At 73.1% G+C, this 19992-nt stretch carries 20 protein-coding genes and 1 riboswitch; of the genes, 10 read left to right on the top strand and 10 right to left on the bottom strand.

Annotation, left to right across the window (positions count from 1 at the left end; translation table 11 throughout):
- The first annotated feature begins 12 nt into the window (after positions 1 to 12).
- The 3 genes from AC0VX2_RS01320 to AC0VX2_RS01310 all read left to right on the top strand — a co-directional run bounded on the left by AC0VX2_RS01320 (position 13) and on the right by AC0VX2_RS01310 (position 3234).
- The gene (locus tag AC0VX2_RS01320; protein WP_012750724.1) at positions 13 to 540 is read left to right on the top strand and encodes a DUF3800 domain-containing protein; all 528 of its coding nucleotides are present in this window, start codon (positions 13 to 15) and stop codon (positions 538 to 540) included.
- 179 nt (positions 541 to 719) lie between these two features.
- Positions 720 to 2045: a tRNA guanosine(34) transglycosylase Tgt gene (gene tgt / locus AC0VX2_RS01315; protein ID WP_161788132.1), complete on the top strand. Its 1326-nt coding sequence runs from the start codon at positions 720 to 722 to the stop codon at positions 2043 to 2045.
- 247 nt (positions 2046 to 2292) lie between these two features.
- Positions 2293 to 3234 (top strand): endonuclease domain-containing protein, encoded by a 942-nt coding sequence (locus AC0VX2_RS01310; protein ID WP_161788131.1) that lies wholly within the window; start codon positions 2293 to 2295, stop codon positions 3232 to 3234.
- Positions 3235 to 3334: 100 nt separating this feature from the next.
- Here the strand turns inward: AC0VX2_RS01310 and AC0VX2_RS01305 are convergent, their stop codons facing one another.
- Positions 3335 to 4549, bottom strand: coding sequence for an acyl-CoA dehydrogenase family protein (locus tag AC0VX2_RS01305; protein WP_393444659.1), 1215 nt, complete (start codon positions 4547 to 4549; stop codon positions 3335 to 3337).
- Between the two features lie 126 nt (positions 4550 to 4675).
- Here AC0VX2_RS01305 and AC0VX2_RS01300 point away from each other — a divergent pair, with 126 nt between their 5' ends.
- Positions 4676 to 5281, top strand: coding sequence for a TetR/AcrR family transcriptional regulator (locus tag AC0VX2_RS01300; protein WP_095347338.1), 606 nt, complete (start codon positions 4676 to 4678; stop codon positions 5279 to 5281).
- Positions 5282 to 5291: 10 nt separating this feature from the next.
- Here AC0VX2_RS01300 and AC0VX2_RS01295 read toward each other — a convergent pair whose 3' ends face one another.
- The 3 genes from AC0VX2_RS01295 to AC0VX2_RS01285 form a co-directional block, all read right to left on the bottom strand.
- The gene (locus AC0VX2_RS01295; protein WP_102708201.1) at positions 5292 to 5927 is read right to left on the bottom strand and encodes a GNAT family N-acetyltransferase; all 636 of its coding nucleotides are present in this window, start codon (positions 5925 to 5927) and stop codon (positions 5292 to 5294) included.
- Between the two features lie 99 nt (positions 5928 to 6026).
- A complete protein-coding gene (locus tag AC0VX2_RS01290) occupies positions 6027 to 6350 on the bottom strand; it encodes a putative quinol monooxygenase (RefSeq protein WP_010079505.1) in 324 nt (107 codons plus the stop codon).
- Positions 6347 to 6811 carry a DUF4126 domain-containing protein gene (locus AC0VX2_RS01285; protein ID WP_102708202.1) on the bottom strand — a complete coding sequence of 155 codons (465 nt, stop codon included), beginning with the start codon at positions 6809 to 6811 and terminating at the stop codon, positions 6347 to 6349. The genes AC0VX2_RS01290 and AC0VX2_RS01285 overlap by 4 nt, the downstream gene beginning before the upstream one ends.
- Before the next feature lie 131 nt (positions 6812 to 6942).
- Between AC0VX2_RS01285 and AC0VX2_RS01280 the strand changes: the two genes are divergently transcribed.
- The 3 genes from AC0VX2_RS01280 to AC0VX2_RS01270 all read left to right on the top strand — a co-directional run bounded on the left by AC0VX2_RS01280 (position 6943) and on the right by AC0VX2_RS01270 (position 9476).
- On the top strand, positions 6943 to 7788 hold the full coding sequence (locus AC0VX2_RS01280) for a hydroxymethylpyrimidine/phosphomethylpyrimidine kinase (RefSeq protein WP_020624820.1): 846 nt from the start codon (positions 6943 to 6945) through the stop codon (positions 7786 to 7788).
- Positions 7789 to 7844: 56 nt separating this feature from the next.
- Positions 7845 to 8900: a hypothetical protein gene (locus AC0VX2_RS01275; RefSeq protein ID WP_020624819.1), complete on the top strand. Its 1056-nt coding sequence runs from the start codon at positions 7845 to 7847 to the stop codon at positions 8898 to 8900.
- A gap of 90 nt (positions 8901 to 8990) precedes the next feature.
- Complete coding sequence (locus tag AC0VX2_RS01270) at positions 8991 to 9476, top strand: hypothetical protein (RefSeq protein ID WP_020624818.1); 486 nt, start codon at positions 8991 to 8993, stop codon at positions 9474 to 9476.
- A gap of 250 nt (positions 9477 to 9726) precedes the next feature.
- Here AC0VX2_RS01270 and AC0VX2_RS01265 read toward each other — a convergent pair whose 3' ends face one another.
- Positions 9727 to 10986, bottom strand: a complete 1260-nt coding sequence (locus tag AC0VX2_RS01265) for a sensor histidine kinase (protein ID WP_095347327.1) — start codon at positions 10984 to 10986, stop codon at positions 9727 to 9729.
- A gap of 21 nt (positions 10987 to 11007) precedes the next feature.
- Positions 11008 to 11181 (bottom strand): hypothetical protein, encoded by a 174-nt coding sequence (locus tag AC0VX2_RS01260; protein ID WP_002856694.1) that lies wholly within the window; start codon positions 11179 to 11181, stop codon positions 11008 to 11010.
- Between the two features lie 151 nt (positions 11182 to 11332).
- Between AC0VX2_RS01260 and AC0VX2_RS01255 the strand changes: the two genes are divergently transcribed.
- On the top strand, positions 11333 to 12016 hold the full coding sequence (locus AC0VX2_RS01255; protein WP_002856693.1) for a response regulator: 684 nt from the start codon (positions 11333 to 11335) through the stop codon (positions 12014 to 12016).
- An 11-nt stretch (positions 12017 to 12027) separates the two neighbouring features.
- Here AC0VX2_RS01255 and AC0VX2_RS01250 read toward each other — a convergent pair whose 3' ends face one another.
- The 3 genes from AC0VX2_RS01250 to gcvP all read right to left on the bottom strand — a co-directional run bounded on the left by AC0VX2_RS01250 (position 12028) and on the right by gcvP (position 17095).
- Positions 12028 to 12861: a thermonuclease family protein gene (locus AC0VX2_RS01250; protein ID WP_020624816.1), complete on the bottom strand. Its 834-nt coding sequence runs from the start codon at positions 12859 to 12861 to the stop codon at positions 12028 to 12030.
- A gap of 117 nt (positions 12862 to 12978) precedes the next feature.
- The gene (gene gcvT, locus AC0VX2_RS01245) at positions 12979 to 14145 is read right to left on the bottom strand and encodes a glycine cleavage system aminomethyltransferase GcvT (protein ID WP_044659070.1); all 1167 of its coding nucleotides are present in this window, start codon (positions 14143 to 14145) and stop codon (positions 12979 to 12981) included.
- Positions 14146 to 14158: 13 nt separating this feature from the next.
- On the bottom strand, positions 14159 to 17095 hold the full coding sequence (gene gcvP, locus AC0VX2_RS01240) for an aminomethyl-transferring glycine dehydrogenase (protein WP_101965619.1): 2937 nt from the start codon (positions 17093 to 17095) through the stop codon (positions 14159 to 14161).
- A 161-nt stretch (positions 17096 to 17256) separates the two neighbouring features.
- Positions 17257 to 17373, bottom strand: a riboswitch (glycine riboswitch).
- Positions 17374 to 17574: 201 nt separating this feature from the next.
- Between gcvP and AC0VX2_RS01235 the strand changes: the two genes are divergently transcribed.
- Positions 17575 to 17946, top strand: a complete 372-nt coding sequence (locus tag AC0VX2_RS01235; protein ID WP_020624813.1) for an ectoine synthase — start codon at positions 17575 to 17577, stop codon at positions 17944 to 17946.
- An 82-nt stretch (positions 17947 to 18028) separates the two neighbouring features.
- The gene (locus tag AC0VX2_RS01230) at positions 18029 to 18769 is read left to right on the top strand and encodes a YoaK family protein (protein WP_101965620.1); all 741 of its coding nucleotides are present in this window, start codon (positions 18029 to 18031) and stop codon (positions 18767 to 18769) included.
- Here AC0VX2_RS01230 and AC0VX2_RS01225 read toward each other — a convergent pair.
- Positions 18744 to 19952, bottom strand: coding sequence for an acyl-CoA dehydrogenase family protein (locus tag AC0VX2_RS01225; protein ID WP_101965621.1), 1209 nt, complete (start codon positions 19950 to 19952; stop codon positions 18744 to 18746). The two genes, AC0VX2_RS01230 and AC0VX2_RS01225, sit on opposite strands and share 26 nt — an antisense overlap.
- Positions 19953 to 19992: the final 40 nt, after the last annotated feature.

Here is a 19992-nt window from a genome sequence, read left to right as displayed (position 1 = left end):
CCATGGCCTGCGGTGTTTAACGGCAAGGACGACTGGACTGCCGCCCCCGTCGGCGTCCGCGCATGGGCCAGCCAACGCGCCGTCGAACTCATCGCCGCGCACACCCCGTGGTTCGGCTTCCAGGGTGTCGACGTCGACAGGCTGCGTCAGCGGCCTGGATGGGAAGACGCCAAACCGCACATCGTGGTGTCCGCTCAGCTCTTGAACCGCGTGCACCGGAGGACGTCCCTGCGTGCGGACGGCCTCCTGGTGATCGCCGATGACCACCACCTCCGCGATGACAGCCGTCTGACCTACCGACGCATGCGAGCCGCCTCGGTCCAGGGCCTCTCCGACGGAGCACTCGACCACCTGTTGGACACGATGTACTTCGGCCCTTCGAACCAGAGCCGCCTGCTGCAGGCCGTGGACGTCCTGACGTACTTCGAGCAGCGCCGCCGCCATGTCACTGAGCGCCACCGCGATGCCGTTCGCCGAATGAACGCCATCGGCCGATCGCTGAACAAGATCCGTCAGCACTCTTACGTCTGGACCCCTTGAACGCAGACACACGAAACCCCCGCTCGAAGGCGGGGGTCCGGTTGGACGGAAGACGCCGAAGCGCGTCCCGTGATGTCCAGTGTACTCGCCTCTGAGGACTCCCGACAGGGACATCCCGTTCGGGACCACGCCGCTCCACCCCGCCTCCCCGCTTGGACGCCCCCACTACCCTGGATCCCATGCCCGACACCCCGCAGCCCCCCGCCGTTCCCGCGCACCCGGACCACTTCGGCTTCGAGGTGACCCACCGCCTGGAGACCCCCGGGCACGACGGCGCCCCGCTGGGCCGCACGGGCGTCATCACCACGCCGCACGGGCGGATCCAGACCCCGGCGTTCATCCCGGTGGCCACGCAGGCCACGGTCAAGGCGGTGCTGCCGGAGTCGATGAAGGACCTCGGCGCGCAGGCGCTGCTGGCCAACGCGTATCACCTGTACCTGCAGCCCGGCGACGACCTCCTGGACGAGGCCGGCGGCCTCGGCGCGTTCATGAACTGGCCCGGGCCGACCTTCACGGACTCGGGCGGCTTCCAGGTGATGAGCCTCGGCTCGGGCTTCAAGAAGGTCATCGACATGAAGGGCCCCGGCGCGCCCGAGGGGCAGGGCGCCGACGACGCCGTCGCCCCCGGCAAGGAGCGCCTGGCCAACGTCGACGACGACGGCGTCTGGTTCAAGTCCCACCTCACCGGGGACCGGCACCGGTTCACCCCCGAGGTGTCCGTGGGCATCCAGCACAACCTCGGCGCGGACATCATGTTCGCCTTCGACGAGCTGACCACCCTGCACAACTCCCGCGGCTACCAGGAGGAGGCGCTCGAGCGCACCCGCCGCTGGGCCCAGCGCTGCCTCGACGAGCACGCCCGCCTCACCGGGGTCCGCGCGGCGCGGCCGTACCAGGCGCTGTTCGGCGTGATCCAGGGGGCCCAGTACGAGGACCTGCGCCGCAAGGCCTGCCGCGACCTCGCGGGGATGCGGGCCGAGTTCCCGGCCGCGGGGGAGCTCGACGGCGTGACCTCCGGCTTCGACGGCTATGGCGTCGGCGGGGCCCTGGAGAAGGAGAACCTCGGGACCATCGTGGGCTGGTGCGCGCAGGAGCTGCCCGAGGACAAGCCGCGCCACCTGCTGGGCATCTCCGAACCCGATGACCTGTTCACCGCCGTCGAGAACGGCGCCGACACCTTCGACTGCGTCTCCCCCACCCGTGTGGCCCGCACCGGCGCGTTCTACACCCGCGACGGGCGCTACAACCTGCCCGGGGCGAAGTACCGCCGAGACTTCGGCCCGCTGGACCCCGAGTGCGACTGCTACACGTGCGCCCACTACTCCCGCGCGTACCTGCGGCACCTGTTCAAGGCGAAGGAGATGGTGGCGCACACGCTCCTGTCCATCCACAACGAGCGGTTCACGGTCTCGCTCGTGGACCGGATCCGCGCGGCCATGCAGGATGGCACGCTCGCGGAGCTCAAGGGCGAGACCCTCGGCCGGTACTACGCCCCGAAGGGCTGAGGGGCGCTGGGTGCGCCGGCACGCTGCGGGGGGGAGCCAGCACGCTGCGACGGGCGCGAGCCAGACGTTTCTGCTGTTCTGAGGGGGCTGTCTCGACCGATTCGTCTGGCTCAGCGCCGCTCGGACGCGTGGGGGACGTGAGCCAGACGATTCAGCGGCTCCTGCACAGGGCCGCCGACCCGGCTCGCCCTCCACGGCCCTCGCGGTCGCGGCGCCGGGGCCGCCCATGGAAGGAGAAGGTGGCGGCATGGTCGCCCCTCCTCCGCACGACGACGCCACCCTCAGCCCCGTCTTCCCGGTCGCCGCGGGGCTGCAGGCCGGCCTGACGGCCTCGCAGCTGCGCGGCCCCCGGTTCGACGCCCCGCACCACGGGCTGCGGCACACCGCCGGGGGTCAGCCCTCACTGGCCGACGTCGTCCGCGCCCTCCAGCGGACGAACCCCGGCACCGCGGCCACCCACGCCACCGCCGCTCGCCTCTGGGGGATGTGGCTGCCGCGGCAGTGGGAGCGCGGCCCCATCCATCTGGCGCGCACGCGGGCCGAGGGCGGGGCGCCGCGCCGCAGCGGCGTCGTCGGGCATGAGCTGCACCCGCAGGACCCCGTGCTGGTGCGCTCGGGGGTGCGGATCACGACGCCGGCCGCCACCTGGGCGGCGCTGGCGCAGCTGGGTCTGCCATTGGCCGACGTCGTCGCCGCCGGGGACAGCCTGCTGCAACGGGCTGACGGTCCGGCGGGCCGGTGTCGTCCCGGCGAGCATCCGCGGTGCACCGTGCGTGATCTGGAGGCGGAGGTGCTGCGGGTGCGCGGGAGGCGAGGGACGCGGACCCTGCGAGCGGCCCTGCCGCTGCTCAGGGACGGCGCGGATTCGAGACCGGAGACGCTCCTCCGACTGGCGCTGACCGACGCGGGTGTGCCGGAGCCGGAGGTGAATCCGCTGCTTCTGCTGAGTGACGGGTCCGCCGTCCGGCCGGACCTGGTGTGGCGGGAGGCCCGCGTCTGCGTGCAGTACGAGGGCGATCATCACCGGACGGACCCGCAGCAGTGGCGCCGTGACATCGAGCGCGACCGCCGGATGCAGGCCGAGGGGTGGATCGTGCTGCGCGTGACCGCCAGCGTCTTCACCCAGCGGGGCCTCAACGCCCTGCTGCGCGACCTCGCCGCCCACCTGCGGCTCCCTCTGCCTGCGTGAGCCAGACGAATCGGCCGCCGAGCCAGACGAATCGGCGGCAGGGGGGCGTGCGTACCAGCAGAAATCTCTGGCTCACGCCGCCGCCCCCGCTCGCGTCATCTCACACGAACGCGCCGACCCCCGTGATCTCGCGGCCGATGATCAGCCCCTGCACGGTCTCGGTGCCCTCGTAGGTGTGGATCGCCTCGATGTCCGCGAAGTGGCGGGCCACCTCGTTCTGGATGAGGATGCCGTTGCCACCGAGCAGGTCGCGCGCGTTCGCGGCGATGGACCGCGCGGCGCGCGTCGCCGAGTACTTGGCCATGGACGCCATCGGCCCGGTGAGCCGCCCCTCGTCCTCGAGCCGGGTCGCACGCAGCACGAGCAGCTGCACCTGGGTGAGCTGAGAGAGCATCTCGGCCAGGCGGGTCTGCACGCTCTGGGCCGCCGCCAGCGGCCGGCCGAACTGGACGCGCTGCCCCGCGTAGTGCACCGCCGCCTCGTAGCAGCCCACGGCCTTCCCGAGGGCGGACCACGCGACGCCCACGCGCGTGGCGAAGAGGACGCGGGAGGTGTCCTTGAAGGAGCGGGCCTCGGGCAGGACGTCGGCGTCGGGCACGAACACGCCGTCGAGGGTGATGTGGGCCTGGTCGATGGCCCGCAGCGCGACCTTGCCCTTGATGACCTCGGCCGTGTAGCCCTCGGACTCCTGGCGCACGATGAACCCGCGGACCTTCTCGTCCTCGGCGCTGCGCGCCCACACCACGGTCACCCCGCCGGCGGCCCCGTTGCCGATCCACTTCTTGTGCCCGTGCAGCCGCCAGCCGCCGTCGACGCGCTCGGCGCGGGTCTCCAGCGAGACCGAGTCGGAGCCGTGGGTCGGCTCCGTGAGCGCGAAGGCGCCGTAGAGCTCGCCGCGCGCCATGGCCGGCAGGTGCTCGGCACGCTGCTCCTCGCTGCCGCACAGCTGGATCGAGCGCATGGCCAGACCGCCCTGCACGCCCGTCATCGTGGCGATCGAGCCGTCCAGGCGCGAGAGCTCCATCATGGCCAGGCCCGCTGCAACGCGGGAGACGTCGGGCAGCCCGTCCACGGGGACGCCGTCGCGCAGCAGGTCGGCCTGGCCCAGGCGGGCCACGAGGTCGAGCGGGTACTCGTGACGGTCCCACGCCTCCCGGATCCGGGGCAGCACGTCCGGCTCGAGGGCGAAGGCGCGGGCCCGACGCCACACGTCCTTCTCGGCGTCGGACACGTCCGTGAGTGCGAGGTAGAAGTCGGTGTCCAGCGGCGTGGCGACGTCGTACTCGGGCTCGACGGTGGGCAGGGTCTCGGTCATGGTGGCCTCCCGGGCGGGGTCGGAGAGATGGGTGTGTCCGTCATCACCCTACACCGACTGACACGCCATCTCACAGAATCAGACGCAGTCTCACCTCCTCTCCGCGCCCGTGGCACCATGGCCCGCATGACGACGCCCGCCGAGGACACCCTCACCGCCCTGATCCACCTGCTGGACCGCGAGGGCTACGACGCCGTCACGGCCGACCAGCTCGCCCGCCAGGCCGGCATGAGCCGGGCCAGCTTCTTCCGCCACCTCGGCGGGAAGGAGGAGGTGGTCTTCGCCGACCACGCGGCGCTGCTCGCCCGCCTGGACGACTTCCTGCGCGGCACCTCCCTCGGCGTGCGGGAGGCCCTGGAGGAGGCGGTCCTCCAGGTCTTCCGGCATCACACCGCCGATCCGGACCGGGCCCGGGCGCGCTCCCGCCTGCTGCGCGGCTCCCAGTCGCTGCGCACGCGCGAGCTGCTCACCTCGCACCGCTACACGGAGCTGTTCTCCGGCTGGCTCGCCACGGCCCTGCCGGACACGCCCGTGCGCGGCGGGGTCGCCGTCGGGCTGGCGGCGGCCGTGGTGGCCGTCCACAACCGCGCCCTGCGGGCGTGGCTCCACGCCCCGGCCGACGACGCCGAGGCCGGCCTGCGCGCGGACCTCGCGGAGGTCATCGCGCGGCTCACGGCCGAGCCGGCCGAGGCCGAGCGGACGCTCGCCGCCGTGCGCCGACTCCTGGACTGAGACCGGGCTCTCAGCGGCCGGCGACCTGCGCGTTCTCCGCCCCGAACGCGGGCGGGTAGCGGAACTCGCCGGCCGGCACCTCGGCCCCGTCCTGGAGCGTGAGGACCTGCAGCGCCTCGGGCTGCCGGGCGAAGGCCGCGTGCACGCCGTGCTCGGAGGCCCGGTGGAAGCCGAACTTCGCGTAGTACTCGGGCCAGCCGTAGACCACCACGACCTCCTCGCCGTCGGCCTGCGCCTTCTGCAGCAGGGCGTTGACGAGCGCGGTGCCGGCGCCCTCGCCCTGATGCTCGGGCAGGACGCCGTGCGGGGCGAGGGCGAGCACCTGGGCGTCGTCGATGTGGGCCCGGACCAGGGTGCCGTAGCCCATCGGGTCCGACTGCAGGTCCGTGCCGGGGATCGCGGCGGTCATGGCCACGAGGGAGTACTGGGGCAGCCAGCCCTCCGCGCCGCCGGCGAGCTCCTCGACGAGGTCGGCCTCGGCCGTGGACGCGAAGGCGAGTTCGGCGATCTGGCGGACGGCGCGGCGGTCCGCCGGATCGTCGTGATCGGCCTCGCGGGTGGACCAGCGGTGACCGAGATCCTGGCCGGCAGGGACGTGGGCGGCGCGGTGGCCGGGGGTCTGGGTGCTGTTCTGCTCGGCGCTCATGCGCTCACCGTAGCCAGGGTGTGACCCCGGATACAGGGACGGCGCCCTGCGTCACGCTCGTGACGCGGGCGCCGTCGCCTCCTCTGGCCGGGGGCGGGCTCAGTCGATCTGCAGCTCGCCCATCGGGCCGAAGCCCTCCGCACCGACCTGCTCGGAGATGATCTGGGGCGTGCTCGCCAGCAGCGGGCGCATCGCGTCCAGGCCCTCCTGGAAGTGCGGGGACGCGACGTGGGCCTGCGCTCCCTCGTCCGTGAACCCCTCGAGCAGGAAGTACTCGTTCGGGCCGCCCTCCACCGGGCGGTACCACTCGAAGAACAGGTTGCCGGGCTCGGAGCGCACGTCCGCGGTGTACTTCGCGACGGCGTCCATCCACTCGTCGGCACGCTCGGGCTGGACGGTGAACTTCAGGTTGATGAGGATCATGCCGTCCATTCTGGTCCACCCGGCACGGCCGCGGCACGGCCTCGCGTCCGCCGCGCGCGGAACCGCCGGGCCAGCAGCCACAGGCCCACGACGACGGCGACCACCAGCACGGCGACCAGCACCGGCAGGAACAGCGCGGCCGCGACGAGGCCGGCCGCCGAGACGTCCTCGGCCGCCGAGAGCACGGGCGCGGCGGCCCCCACCGTGACCGTGTCGGCTCCCACGACCGTCTGGACGACGTCGTTGACCGCGTCCACCCCGGGGATCTTGTCCGCGACGAGCTCGAGCGCGAGCAGGGCGCCGAGGATCCAGAGGGAGGCGTCGGCGGCGAGCCACGTCCACCCCGCGGGCAGGTCGACGAGCCCCGTGAACCGGTCCAGCAGACCCAGGGCGAGCAGGGGGATGTAGGCGTTGAGCCCGGCCGAGGTGGCCAGGCCCGTGCCGGTGAGGAACTCGAGCACGTCCGTCCCCGTCCTTCGCGGGTCGCTCGGGGCGCCCGGGCGGACGCTCCGGGTCCGAGGACCCTCGTTCCCCGGTGAACACCGCCGGCCGTCGGGCGCTTCCCGTCCGGGGTCGGTCCTACCATGGGCGCATGCCCCAGACCGCTCACTCCCCCCAGCACTCCGCCTCCGCCCCCGCGCTCGCCCTGACCATCGCCGGGTCCGAGGCCACCGGCGGCGCCGGCGCCCAGGCCGACCTCAAGACGTTCCAGGAACTCGGCGTCTTCGGCATCGTGGCGCTGACCTGCATCGTCTCCTTCGACCCGGAGGACGACTGGAACCACCGCTTCTTCCCCGTGCCCACCGAGATCCTCCAGCAGCAGCTCGACGCCATCCAGGGCGACTACCCGGAGCGGCTGCGCACCGTGAAGCTGGGCATGCAGGGCTCCCCGGAGGTCATCCGCACCTCGGCCGCGGCCCTGCGCCGCGCCGAGTGGGACCACGTGGTCCTGGACCCCGTGCTCATCTGCAAGGGCCAGGAGCCGGGCCACGCCCTGGACACGGACCAGGCGCTCAAGGCCGAGCTGCTGCCGCTGGCCACCTTCACCACCCCGAACCACTTCGAGACGGAGCAGCTCTCCGGCATGACCGTGCGCTCGGTCGAGGACCTGACGGCGGCCGCTCGGCGCATCCACGAGATCTCCGGCGCGGCCGTCCTGGCCAAGGGCGGGATGCACCTGCCCGGCCCGGACGCCGTGGACGTGTTCGTGGACGGGGACACCGTGGAGGTGCTCTCCGCCCCGAAGATCGGCCAGTCCGGCGTCTCTGGTGCGGGCTGCTCGCTCGCCGCCGCCGTCACCGCCGAGTTGGCCAAGGGTGCCACCACGCTCGAGGCCGCGCGCCGCGCCAAGGAGTTCGTGCGAGCCGGCATCGCGCAGGCGGTGGAGGGCCGCACGCCGTTCGCCGCCCTGTGGCAGGGCGGCCTGCGCTCCGCTTGAGCGCGCACGTGGGCCGCTGACTCGTCCTGAGCCGGGCGGTGCGCCACACTGGGGGCATGAAGCTCCCCTCCCCCGCCCCTTCCGCCCCCGGCGAGGTCCACCACTCGGCGTCGTCCGTTCCCGTCGACGGCGTCGAGGCCGTCTTCCCCGCGCTGCGCCAGCGCGCCCTCGCCCCGGGCGGCCGGCTCTACGGGCTGGCGGCGGCGGCCGCGGTCGGCGGGCTCACCCTGCTGGATCCGCACGCCCGCCGAGGGCGCGAGCGTCGGGCCCTCGCAGAGCTCGAGGCCGCCGTCAGCGGCACGGTCCTCGCGGCCGAGACCGCCAACGCCCTCCACACCGCCGCGATCGCCGACGGCGAGGTGGCCCCCTCCCCCGCCGCGCGTGCCCTGCGCGGGCTCGGCGGGCTGGCCGTCGGCGGCGCGGTCGCGGCGGTCACGCTGCGTGCCACCGGCCTGAACGACCGGATCGACGGTGCCCTGGTGCGCGGGCTCCAGCGGGTCGGCGTCCCCGCCCCGCGCGTCGCGCTGGCCGCAGCGGCCTCCCTGGCGATGCTGCTGGCCAACGAGGACGCCCGCCGGACCCGCCGCGACGCCGTCGAACTCGCCGTCACCGGACCCGCCGGCCTGGACGAGGACCCGGTCGACGAGGTCGAGCCGGAGGCCACCGCCGAGCTGCCGGTCGAGGTGCGCGTGCTGCTCGAGACCCTGCTCGACCCGGCGCTGGCCGAGGGCCGGGACCTGCCCGGGGCTGAGGCGCTGCGCTCCCAGCTGCCGCACGCGCGCACCGTCGCATCGGTGGCCGAGGCCATCCGTGAAGCCGGCGAGGTCCCGGACTGGGTGCCGCTCGTCGTCCAGACCGACGACGACGTCCGGCGCGCGGTGCCGAACGACTGCGTCTGGCCCGTCCGCGGCCGCTTCGCCTCCGGATCCGCCGGAGGACACGAGCTCGAGCTGCGCCTGCAGGTGATCGACGGGGAGATCGGCGCCCTGACGGTGACCCTGCCCGCGGACGCCGAGGCGGACAGCGACGCCTGGGACGCGTTCCAGGAGATCGAGTCCTTCCCCGGCGTCGAGGACCTGGCCTTCCACGTGGACGGCGACCGGCGCGCCTGACCGGGAACTCTCCCGGGGCCCGTCCAGCCCGGCCCACTACAGTGGGGACCCGCCCGACGTCGTCGATCCCCCTCCCGGAGAGTTCCCGCCATGACCACCCCCGCCCCGGTCGCGTCCGCCGCCCGTGCCCGTCGCCGCGCGGCCCGTTCCGGCCCCCGCCCGCAGCTGCGCATGGGACTGAACGGGTTCCTCGTGGCCTGGCTGCTGCCCAACCTCGTGATGGCCGCCGTGGTGGCGATCCTGGCCGTGGTCCCGGGCCTGCAGGCCTTCGGCAGCCTGACACCGCTGCTGACGGTGGTCGGGGTCGCCGGGCTGGTGGTGGGGCTGCCGCTGTGCCTGCTCGTGAACTGGGCGTTCCGGCACGTGCTCAACCAGTGGGTCCACGTGCTGGCGTACGCGCTGATCGGCATGCTCTACGGCCTGGTGGTGCTCACGCAGGGCGCGGCGGGCATCCTGCCGATGCTCATCCCGGTGATCGGCTTCCCGGCCGCCGTGCTCATGGCCCTGGGCCGGACGGCGGCCCGTCCCCTCGTCCGCACGGTCACCCCGGAGCCGTCGCCCGCCGAGCCGGCCTGAGCACGCCCGACAACGAGAAAGGACGATGGCCGGATGGCCATCGTCCTTCTCGGAACCGCGTCCGGGGCCCGCATCCCCTCAGGCATGTATCCCGGCTCGTGATTCGCACTGTGCACCGTCTCAATGGGGCATGACCCACTCTAGGAGGGACGACGGCGCCCCCGACAGTGGCGGAAGGTGCAGACTTTCGGGCCCTGATGTGATGCAGGTCACATGGGTCTGGTCCGCCGCTGCGACGGCGTCGGCCTCGTCAGACGGACCTGGGGAGCACCGCGCGCACCCGCCACCCCCAGCCCCCCGGCCCGGCCTCGATCGTGCCGCCGAAGGTGGCCACGCGATCCCGCATGGAGTTCAGGCCCACACCGGAGGAGTTCCACTGCGGCGGGCCGGACCGCTCGGTGACGGTGTTCTCCACCTCGAGCACCACGTCCGGCCCCGCGTCGCGGAGTTCGATGCACACGCGCGCGCCCTCGCCGGCGTGCTTGGCGACGTTCGTGGTGGCCTCCTGGAGCACCCGGTGCAGGGTGGAGCGCACGGAGATCGGCATCGCGTTCTGGTCGCAGCGGACGTCCGTCTCCACCGTCATTCCGAGACTGCGCAGCTCCTCGGCCAGTTGGGCCACGGGCAGCACCGGATCCGCGGACGTCGCCCCGTCCGCGCCCCCCGCGGCGCCCGGCTCACCGCTCGGGTCCACGATCCCGTCCTCCTGGAGGATGGAGAGCATGCGCCGCAGGTCCCGCAGCGCGTCCTTCGCGGAGTCCCCCACCACGTCCAGCACGCCCTGAGCCGCCTCCGGGGCGCCGAGGTAGCGTGCCGTCCGAGCCTGCATCGAGATGATCGTGAGGTTGTGCGCGACCACGTCGTGCAGGTCGCGGGCCAGGGAGCGACGCTCGGCCTCGGCGGCCAGCCGGGCCCGCTCCTCCGCCTCGAACACCCGGCGGCGATCCCGCTCCCGCCGGGCCAAGCTCTCGCGGATGAAGAGCCCGCCGCCGAGGCCCATGGACATGAGCAGCAGGATGAACCACGTCGCGTTCGACTGACCCACCGCGAACGGCTGGGCGACGCCCCAGGTCAGTGCCAGGACGGCGGCCGTGACGACGAACCCCCAGGAACGGGCGGTCGCCGCGACGGCCCCGAGGACCACGGGCGCGACGACGGCGAAGAGCACCTCGGAACCGCCGACGACGGTCGCGACGGCCCCGGGCAGGAGCAGGGCGAAGCCCACCGTGCTGCGCCACCACTGGGCGAGGAAGGCGCTGGTCGCCGACGCGATGGCGATCCCGTCCAGGACCGGGATGGCGCCGTGGCCCGGGCCGAACAGACCGATGTCGGACGCGGTCGAGGCGAGCAGGAACGCCGACCCGAAGGCGAGATAGACGCGGCTCAGCGGCGCCGCGGCCCAGAACGCGCGCCACCGCAGGCTGCGCGCCTGACGCCACGCCGAAGAGCGGCGCGCCCGGGAGGGCGCGCCGCTCCGGACGGAGGGGGTCGATGGGCTCGAATCAGGCATCGGGGGCGGACCGCCCCGGGGTCAGTCGCACCAGATGCCGAAGTGGCGGCACGTCCACTCCGCAGTGCCTTTGCCGAGGCCCAGGGTCGTGACGACGTCGTCCTCGGCCGAGGCCGCCGAGGCGGCGGCGGCCGGAGCGCCGACGAGGGTGGAGGCGAGCAGGAGAGCGGAAGCGAGGAGAGCGCGAGTCTTCATGGCCCCAGTATGTATGACGCCCGTCACAAATGGTGCACGCCGCGCACAGGCCGCGCCGCGGCATGGCGCAGATGACGGCCGGCGGGCACCCCGGCCTCGCCCCGACGCCGACAAGGTGGCATGCGCCACAGCACCGGTTACGCTGACGTGCGTGTCCGAAGAGCTGCGCATCCTGATCGCCGACGACCAGCCGCTCATGAGCGGCGCGCTCCGCGTGCTCGTCGACTCTGCCCCCGGCATGACCTGCGTGGGTGTGGTCGCCAACGGCGTCGAAGCCGTGGAGGCGTGCGCCGCCATCGAGCCGGACGTGGTCCTGATGGACATGCAGATGCCCCTGATGGACGGGGTGGAGGCCACACGCCGGATCAAGGACACCCACCCCGCGATCCGGGTCCTGGCGATCACCACGTTCACGTCCGAGGACTACCTCGTGCCGGCCCTGCGCGCCGGAGCGGGCGGCTACCTCCTCAAGGACGCGGAGCCGCCGGCCATCCTGGGCGCCATTCAGGCCGTCCATCGCGGCGAGTCCGTGCTCTCCCCCGCCGTGGCGACCAAGCTGCTCGCCTCGATCGAGCGGGACCGGCCGACGGTGGGCCCCACCTCGGTGCAGCCCGGCAGCCCCGACGGCTCCGACCTCACCGAGCGGGAGCTGGGCGTGCTGCGGCTGCTGGCCAGGGGTCAGTCGAACCCGGAGATCGCCGCGAACCTCTTCGTCTCCGAGTCCACGGTCAAGGCCAACCTCACGCGGATCATGGCCAAGCTGGAGGTCCGCGACCGCGTCCAGCTGATCATCCGGGCGGCCCAGCTCGGGCTCGTCACCCTCGCCCTGGACTGAGCGCGGCGGGGTCAGCCGCGGGCCGCGATCTCGTTGCGCCGCGTGTTGAGGTCCTTCAGGACTTGCATCCCGTGCTCCACCACCGGGTCCGCCTCGGCCAGGAGCGACTCCTTGGCCGGCCCGTAGGCGAGGTCGGCGAACGTGCCGTTCTCCGGGTCGAGGGCCCGGATCTCCTGCTGCACCAGGCGCACCTGGTCCAGGCCGGCCGCGTACTCCACCGCTCGCTCGTCGATCTTCGTCAGGGACGCCTCCGCGTCCTCCGGGATCTGCTCCAGGGCGAACTGGGCCTCGTAGAGCCGGTTCTGGTACGTGCAGGGCTCCTCGATGTCGTAGAGCCCCACGCCGCGACCCACGGCCTCCTGATTGGCCTGGGCGATCTCCTCCGCCAGGCGCTTGCCGACGGCGACCTCCGTGGGGGCGGCCATGCCGGCCTCCGCCATGGCCACGTTGACGGTGCCGCCGCCGATCGAGATGACCGCGCTCTCCATCCCCTCGGGCGCGCCCTCGTCCGAGGTGGTCATGCTCGCGGTCGCCCCCTGCGGGAGCCGATCACGCAGCCAGGAGTAGGACTCCTCCCCCATGCAGAGGTTGGGGCCGACCTTGAGGCCCTCCGGGTTGCGGCCCGCGCTCGTGACGCCGGCGAGGACCACGGTCCGCTCGGTGCCGCCTTGGTTCACCACCACGGTGTTGCCGTCCAGCACGGTGACGATGTCCACGCGGGCGGCGTCGGCGGCCACGCCGCGGAGGACGGTGACGATGCCCAGCAGGAGCAGGACGGCGGCGACGGCGAGGAAGACCAGCAGCCCCTTCAGGGGGACCCGGGCACGGGCGGCGACGTGAGTCATGCGGACTTCCTGCAGGTGGACGGCGGGACGGGGGGCCGCGACGACGGCCCGGAGCCCGAGTCTAGCGAAGGGCCCCGGGACCGCCGAGCGGCGGGCCGAGGGACGGCTGCGTCGGGCTCAGCGCTCCCGGCGGTAGAACGGCGTGGCCACCACGGTGAACGGCTCGCCGCGGCCGCGCAGGTCCACCTGCAGGGACGTGCCCTCGGCGGCCACGTCGCGGCGGACACGGGCCAGGGCGATGGGGTGTCCGAGGGTCGGGCTGGGGGCGCCCGAGGTCACCTCGCCCACCCGCTCGCCGGACTCGTCCAGCACGGCGTAACCGTGCCGGGCGGCACGCCGACCCGCGCCCTGCAGCCCCACGAGGACCTCCTCGACGTCGTCCCTGCCGACCAGCGCGGATCGTCCGACGAAGTCGGCCTCCTTGCTCGCGGGCACCGCGAAGCCGACGCCAGAGGCGTGCGGCTGGTGCCCGGTGTCCAGCTCGTTGCCGTAGAGCGGCATGCCCGCCTCGAGGCGCAGCGAGTCCCGCGAGGCGAGCCCGCACAGCGTCAGCTCCACGCCCGCCTCGTCCGCGGCCGAGAGCATCGTGTTCCACACGGCGGAGCCGCGGTCGCCGGCCTCGGCGGTGGAGGCGGCGGGCAGGAACAGCTCGAAGCCGTCCTCACCGGTGTAGCCGGTGCGGGCGACGACGGCGATGACGTCACCGGCGTCCGTGGGCACGGTCAGGGTCAGGTGGCCGTAGTACTTCAGCTCGGCCAGCTGCGCCGCGGCCTCCGGCATGGCCCGGGCGAGGATCCTCTCGGCCTGCGGGCCCTGCACGGCCACGAGGGCGGTGGTCGAGGACTCGTCCTCGACGACGGCGTCCCAGCCCGACGCCCGCTGGTTCAGGGCGGTGTGGACCGCGGCGATGTTGCCGGCGTTGGGCACCACCAGGTAGTCGGGCTCGGAGCCGGCCTCGCCGTCGTCCATCCGGTAGACGATCGTGTCGTCGAGGATGGTGCCGGCGTCCGTCAGGCACAGGGCGTACTTGGCGCGGCCGGGCTTCAACGTGGAGAGCACGCTCGAGAGGGCGTGGTCCAGCATGGCCCCGGCCTCCGGGCCGGTGACCCGGATCTCGCCCATGTGGGAGAGGTCGAACAGGCCTGCGGAGGTGCGGACGGCCTTGTGCTCGGCCAGCTCGGAGCCGTACTTCAGGGGCATGTTCCAGCCGCCGAAGTCCGTGAACGTGGCGCCCGCGGCCTCGTGGACCGGGTGCAGCGGGGAGTTGCGCGTCGAATCGCTCATGGGGGTGATCCTCTCAGTCCTCGTCGGCGGTGTCGGCCACGGCGCCCTCGAACGCCTCGGGCGGCGGGCACGAGCACACGAGGTTGCGATCGCCGTAGGCGCCGTCGATGCGGCCCACCGGCGGCAGGTACTTGTCCAGACGCAGGCTCGGCACCGGCGTGCCCGCCTGGGCGCGCGAGTAGGGGCGATCCCACTCGTCGGCCATCAGGACGTTGAGGGTGTGCGGGGCGCGACGCAGGACGGAGTCCGCCACGGTCTCCGGGGTGACGGCGGTGATCTCGGCGTGGATGGCCTCCATGGCCTCGATGAACCGCTCGATCTCCTCGAGGTCCTCGGACTCGGTGGGCTCCACCATGAGCGTGCCGGCCACGGGGAACGCCAGGGTCGGGGCGTGGAACCCGTAGTCGATGAGGCGCTTGCAGACGTCCTCGGCGGTCACGCCCGTGCGGGCCGTGAGCTCGCGCAGGTCGAGGATGCACTCGTGCGCCACGAGGCCGTCGTTGCCCGTGTACAGCGTCGGGTAGAGGGGCGCGAGGCGGTGGGAGATGTAGTTGGCGCCCAGCAGCGCGTGCGCGGTGGCGGAGCGCAGACCCTCGGCGCCCATCAGGTGGATGTAGGCCCAGGAGATGGGCAGCACGCCGGCCGAGCCGTGCGGGGCCGCGGTCATCAGGGCCTCGCGGGAGGGCAGGTACGGCACCAGGTGCTCGCCCACCGCCACGGGGCCCACGCCCGGGCCCCCGCCGCCGTGCGGGATGCAGAACGTCTTGTGCAGGTTCAGGTGGGAGACGTCTCCGCCGAACTCGCCCGGCTGGGCCAGGCCCACGAGCGCGTTGAGGTTGGCGCCGTCGATGTACACCTGGCCGCCCGCGGCGTGCACCGTGGCGCAGACCTCCTTGACGTCGGCGTCGTAGACGCCGTGCGTGGAGGGGTAGGTGATCATGATGGCCGCGATGCGGCCCTCGTTCGCCGCGATCTTGGCGTCCAGGTCGGCGGCGTCGATCGTGCCGTCGTCGGCGGTGGCGACGACGACGACCTTCAGCCCCGCCAGCACGGCCGAGGCCGCGTTGGTGCCGTGGGCGGAGGCCGGGATCAGGCAGATGTCCCGCTCACCCTCACCGCGGGCCAGGTGGTACTGGCGGATGGCCCACAGGCCCGCGAACTCGCCCTGCGAGCCGGCGTTCGGGGCCACCGAGACGCCCGCGTAGCCGGTGATCTCGGCGAGCTTGGCCTCGAGGTCCTCGATCAGGAACCGCCAGCCCTCGGTCTGGTGGTCGGGCGCGAACGGGTGGATGGAGCAGAACTCGGGCCAGGAGATGGCCTCCATCTCCGCGGTGGCGTTGAGCTTCATGGTGCACGAGCCCAGCGGGATCATGGTCCGGTCCAGCGCCAGGTCGTAGCCGGAGAGGCGGCGCAGGTAGCGCAGCATCTTCGTCTCCGAGTGGTGGGTGTTGAACACCGGGTGCGTCATGAACGCGGAGGAGCGGCGTAGCGCCTCCGGCACGGCCGGGGTGGCCACGGCGCCCTCGTGCGCGGAGGCCGGCAGGGAGCCCGCGTCCAGGCCGAACGCCGTCAGGACGGCCACGAGGTCGGCGTCGACGGTGGTCTCATCGGCCGCGATCCGCAGGGTGTCCGCGTCCACCAGGCGCAGGTTCACGCCGTTCTCCTCGGCGGCCTTCAGGACCTGCTCAGCCCGGCCGGGCACGCGGACGGTGATCGTGTCGAAGAAGTGCTCCTCGGCGACCTCGACGCCGCCGGCCCGCAGCGCCTCCGCCAGGCGGACGGCCTGGGCGTGGGCGTGGCGCGCGATGCGGGCGATGCCCTGGGGGCCGTGGTAGACGGCGTACATCGAGGCGACGATCGCGAGCAGCGCCTGGGCGGTGCAGATGTTGGAGGTGGCCTTCTCGCGCCGGATGTGCTGTTCGCGCGTCTGGAGGGCGAGGCGGTAGGCGGGCTTGCCGGCGTCGTCGTGGGAGACGCCCACGAGGCGGCCCGGCATGCTGCGCTGCAGGCCCTCCTTCACGGCCATGTAGGCGGCGTGGGGGCCGCCGAAGAACAGGGGCACGCCGAAGCGCTGCGTGGAGCCGACGGCGATGTCCGCGCCCTGCTCCCCGGGCGGGGTGATCAGGGCGAGGGAGAGGATGTCCGCCGCGACGGTCACGAGGGCGCCGGCCTCCTTGGCCTGCGCGATGACGGCGGCGTGGTCGTGGATGCGGCCGGAGTCGCCGGGCTGCTGCAGCACGACGCCGCACAGGCCCTTCTCCTCGACCTCGGCGCGGACGTCCTCCGGGATGCCTGCGGAGAGGTCGGCCACGCGCACGTCGATGCCCACGGCCTCGGCGCGCAGGCGCACCACGGAGAGATTCTGCGGGAAGAGATCCGCGTCGAGGAGGGTGACGCCGTCGGTCCTGCGGCGGTTGGCGCGGTGCATGAGGAGCACGGCCTCGGCGGCGGCGGAGGCCTCGTCCAGCAGGGAGGCGTTGGCGATGTCCAGGCCGGTGAGGTCCTGGACCATCGTCTGGTAGTTCAGGAGGGCCTCGAGGCGGCCCTGGGAGATCTCCGGCTGGTACGGCGTGTAGGCCGTGTACCAGGCCGGGTTCTCCAGCACCTTGCGGAGGATGACACCCGGGGTGACGGTGTCCGAGAAGCCCTGCCCGATCATCTGGGTCTTCATGACGTTGCGGCCGGCGATCTCGCGCAGCTGCTCCAGGACCGCGGACTCGGTCAGCGGGGCGGGCAGCACGAGGGGCTTCGGCTGGCGGATGCCGGCGGGGACGGCGGTGTCCACGAGGGCCTCGAGCGAGTCGTAGCCCAGGGTCTGCAGCATGTGCTCGACGTCCGCGGGGCGCGGGCCGATGTGGCGGGCCACGAAGGGGGCCGAGGCGGTGTCCTTGGGCTCGACGCGCTCGTGGGGCAGCGCGGTCGTGCTCTCGGTGGTCTGGGGGCTGGTCACGGGGTACCTCCGGGGGATCCTGCCGTGGTCACGGCGTGGGTCTGCTCCTCCCCGCTCTGTCATGGACCTGAGAGTTTCCGACGCCCGGGTGGGCGGCTTGCACCGTCGGTGGTCTCGGTCCGGACGCGGGCGCGGCGGAGTGAGACGCTTTCCAGAGCGCCTGACCCCACGCGGTACGGATGCCTGAGAGATTCCCGGGGAGGGTTTGCTCCTTCGGCGGCCTGCTCACGCGGCCGGCCGGGGCAGGACGCGCGCCGACGCTCTCCCGCGCGGGGCATGCGGCGTGCCGTCAGTATCCCACACGTGTAGGCCGCATCACAGGGCGCCCGGGAGGGGCCGGACGGGGCGTGTCGAAGGCTTTCGTTGATGAAACGGGCGCCCGGGAGGGGTTGAGTCGCCCCACGCGCCCGTGCCTACTGTGGCGAGGACGGGCGGGCGTGTTCCTCCGCCCCGGAGCCGACCGAGGGAGCGATCCACCCATGTACACCCGCAGCCGGAACGACGTCGAGAAGGTCGAGTGGGGCGGAGGCACCTCCGAACGCCTCATCACCGCGAAGGACGAGATGGGTTTCGCCGTCGCCCACACGATCGTGCGCGCCGGATCGTCCTCGAAGCTCCAGTACCGCAACCACCAGGAGGCCTGTTACTGCATCGCGGGCAACGGCTCCGTGGTGGAGCCGGACGGCACCGTCCACGAGATCACGCCGGGTGTCATCTACGTCCTGCCGGACCACGAGCCGCACGACCTGCGCGGCGGCACCGAGGACATGCACCTGATCTCGGTGTTCAACCCCGCCATCACCGGCGACGAGAAGCACACCCTGTCGGAGGACGGCTACTCCAGCTACTGAGCCCGGGCACGGTGAGGGAGGCGTCGACGACGGCGCCTCCCGCGTCGGCGCCGACGGCAGCGTCCGGTCGTAGGGTGGCGGGGTGCTCAACCTGTGCGCCCCCGAGCGCACCGTGCGCCGCAACACCCACCTGGCGCTGATGCTGACCGCGATCGCGGGGATCCTCAACTCCGTGGGCTTCGTCGCCGTGGCCACGTACACGTCCCACATGACGGGGATCGTGGCGTCCATGGCGGACGCGGCGGTCCTCCACGCCCCGGGTCTGGTCGGCACGGGCCTGCTCGCGCTGGCCATGTTCATCCTGGGCGCGGTCGTCTGCGCGCTGGTGTTCAACTGGGGCCGGGTCAACGGCCTCCGGTCGCGGTACGCCAACATCCTCCTGCTCGAGGGCGTCGGCATGCTGGTGTTCGGCCTGCTCGCCGAGCACGTCCGCGATGCGCACCGGCCGCTCGTCGTGGTGGCCGTGCTGTGCTTCACCATGGGCCTGCAGAACGCCTTGATCACCCGCATCGGGGCGTGGCCGATCCGCACCACGCACGTGACGGGCATGGTCACGGACATCGGCGTCGAGCTCGGCAAGATCCTGTACCGCAACGCGCCCGCGGCCGTGGCCCCCGTCGTCGGGGAGCCGCGGCGCGTGGGACTGCTGGCGCTGCTCGTGGCCCTGTTCTTCCTGGGCGGGGTGGCGGGCGCGGCCGGCTACCTCTGGCTGGACTTCGAGGTGGTCATCCCGGTGGCCGGCGTGCTGCTGCTCATCGCCCACCGCCCGCTGGTCCAAGACCTGCAGGACGCGTGGCTCACACGAAGGCCGAGACGCCGGTGAGGGCCCGCCCCACGATCAGGGTGTTCATGCCGTAGGAGCCCTCGTAGGAGTAGATGGCCTCCACGTCCCCCATGATCTTGGCGATCTCGTGCTCCGTGAGCAGGCCGTTGCCGCCGAGGGCGTCGCGGGCGAGCGCCGCCGAGGACCGGGCCAGCCGGGTCGAGGTGGCCTTGGCCATCGCCGCGTGCATCATCTCCATCCGCCCCTCCTGCCGCAGGGCGTCCACCTGGAGCATCATCCCGGCGGAGGCGGCCAGGTTGCCGGCGACCTCGGCGATCTGGGCCTGGATCAGCTGGAACGCGGCCAGTGGGCGGCCGAACTGCTCCCGCCGCAGCGCGTAGGAGCGCAGCACGTCCAGCACGCCCATCTGCGCGCCGACGCCCTGCCAGCCGACCCACATGCGCGAGTCGCGCAGCAGGGTGCGGGTGGCGGCGAAGGTGGTGGCGCCGGGCAGGATCGCGTCCGCGGGCAGGCGCACGTCCAGGGTGATGTCCGCATTCTGCATGATCCGCAGGCCCATCTTCCCGCTGATCTTGGTGGCCTCGTAGCCGGGGGTGTCGGTGGGCACCACGAAGCCCTTGATCTCGCCGTCGGCGGTGTCGCGCGCCCAGACGAGCGCGACGTCGGCGATCGTGCCGGCCCCGATCCAGCGCTTGGCGCCGCGGATGACCCACTCATCGCCGTCGCGGGTGGCGGTGGTGGCGAGGCCGCCGGCGATGTCCGAGCCGTGGTCCGGCTCGGTGAGGCAGAACGCGCCCAGGGCGTCGAAGGATTCGAGGCGCCCCTGCCACGTGGCCTTCTGCCGCTCCGAGCCCAGGCCGGTGATCATGCCGAGGTTGAGCTCGTTGTGGATGCCCACGAGGGCGGACAGGGACAGGTCCACGCGGGCGATCTCCGCGTGCACGAGCTGCTGGAACAGCGAGGACGAGCCGTCCAGGACGAGGCGCCCCAGACCCAGCTCGGCCAGGCCCGGCAGCAGGTCGAACGCGAACTCCTCGGCGTCCCAGTACCGGGTCAGGTGCGGCCGCACGCGGGTCTGCAGGTGGTCCTCGATCGCGTCGAGCCGGGCACGCTCGGCCGGCTCGAGGCGGTCCCGCAGGCGCAGCAGGTCCACGTGGGGCAGGCCGGGGGTGACGGCGGGCGCGCCGGAGGCGGGGACGGGGCGGTCGGCGATGGCGGTCATGGCTCTCCTTCGGGGGCGGTCCGACGACGGCGGGCGGTTT

Source organism: Micrococcus sp. iso_239, assembly GCF_056173395.1.
The sequence above is the reverse complement of the archived record's forward strand: the minus strand, read 5'-3'. Positions and strand labels throughout refer to the sequence as shown.